Raw genomic sequence first — 1671 nt, forward strand, 5'->3', positions numbered from 1 at the left:
ATAGAAATTCGCCATCTCCGACCCCGTCATGTGTCACATCACCCGAGGGAATCAGCCCCGCAGCGCGGGGGCAAGCGGACATCAACAGGTTTGGAGCCCATTCTGCAACAGGCTCTTCAACCCGGGCATTAAAGGAAATGCTCGCTTCAGTCCAATCCAGAAGGAAACCGGCGCCCCCATACCGACGCTCTATGGCGGCACGACCTTCGACTGCGCTGCAATGGAGACCGTTTTCCATGACGTTCCCTTTGCATCCGGATTAAAGACCTTCAATCAGGCGAAGCTGGACCAGCAAGCCTATTCGGTGCTGAACCCGTTGCGAAATCTGGTGCTGGCCGATCTCAGCTCGACTGCGCTGCGCGCGCTTGGGCTACGCCGAAGCGAGCTCATTGACACCGAGAAGGACCAATATCCCGGCACGCGGAGATGGGCAGAAGCCATTCACACCCAATGCCCGAAGATTGAAGGCTTGTGCTGGATCTCGCGCCAGGACGATCGAGCGTGCGCCGTCATGTTGTTCGGCGACCGCATTGCCACCAGCGATCTCTCAATCTCCACGCCCACGCACAGCATTCTTGAACATCCCCTGTATATCCAGCTGCTGATTCTGGCCTCTCGCATTGGTGTCAAAGTAGTCTAGGGCCAAAGCATGGACTCAAGATCACGCGGTGGCCCCCATCAGCCCCTCGGCACCCCAGCCTCTGCCACAGAGCGTGAAAAAGGAGGAAGCCGGCGACATCCCTTTTCTCCTGGTCAGATAGGCGTTGAGATAGACTGCGCGATCGAGCGAGAGGACGTTGCGGCCAGCACTCTGCCTTCCGTCGGGATCGACCGGGGCGTGACCGGCAGACATCGGCGGATGCCCGCCAGGACGGTTTGATCTACGCGCTCTTCCCGCCCTTCCGGCAGTCTGAAGGGGGCACGGGCGGCGTCGATCGGCCCACTTGCCGGCCTTCCCCTGCGTTTCAGCCCGTCTCGGCCCTCACGCCGCCGCGCATCGGGCGTCGAGCCAGATCAGGCGGCGCATGTTGTAGGCGAGGTTGACCATTCCGATCTTCACGCGCGCCCTGGCGAGGCCGACGGGTCGGACGAACGGCCCCATCCGCGCCTTCTGCTCGGCGAACACGTGCTCCACGGCCGAGCGCACCTTGGAACGGGTGCTGTTGGCGCGCCGGTACGGCGCGGACATCGGCCGGCCCTTCGGCTTGCGGAAGTGGACCATCGAGCGACGTCCCGCCGCTGCGATCGCCCGCTCGTTGGCGGCACTGCGATAGGCGCTGTCGGCCCAGACCCGGCTGTCGAAGGCGCTGGGGTTCAGCAGTTTCGGCAGCGGCGGCCCGTCGTGGGCTGCCGCATGCGTCACCTCCCAGCGCCGGATCAGCCGGTGCCGCCGGTCGACGTTGATGTGATTCGTTATAACCGAACGCCGGGATCAGCAGGCCCGAGGCCAGCCGCTCGGAGGCCTTCAACTCTGGCCCGGCTTTCTTCTTCACCCGGCCGCGCTTGATGGTCCAGCGCGCATCGGTGTCCTTGTGCGCCGCCTTCGCCGGCTTCCAGCCCGGCCGTCCGCCGCGCTTGATCTCCTCCTTTTCGGTCTGCGTCAGGCGCTGCTTCGGGGCTTCCACGATGGACGCATCGACGATCTGGCCGCCCAGCGCGAAGTAGCCGCGC

Annotated in this window: 2 protein-coding genes; one reads left to right on the forward strand and one right to left on the reverse strand. The window is 64.2% G+C overall.

Annotated elements, in window-relative coordinates; all coding sequences use genetic code 11:
* The first annotated feature begins 28 nt into the window (after nucleotides 1-28).
* The gene (locus IEW15_RS25360) at nucleotides 29-640 is read left to right on the forward strand and encodes an RES family NAD+ phosphorylase (RefSeq protein WP_188583306.1); all 612 of its coding nucleotides are present in this window, start codon (nucleotides 29-31) and stop codon (nucleotides 638-640) included.
* 342 nt (nucleotides 641-982) lie between these two features.
* Here the strand turns inward: IEW15_RS25360 and IEW15_RS26250 are convergent, their stop codons facing one another.
* A complete protein-coding gene (locus tag IEW15_RS26250) occupies nucleotides 983-1363 on the reverse strand; it encodes a transposase (RefSeq protein ID WP_229708864.1) in 381 nt (126 codons plus the stop codon).
* Nucleotides 1364-1671 lie beyond the last annotated feature (308 nt).

The organism is Tistrella bauzanensis, assembly GCF_014636235.1.
Lineage (GTDB): Bacteria > Pseudomonadota > Alphaproteobacteria > Tistrellales > Tistrellaceae > Tistrella > Tistrella bauzanensis.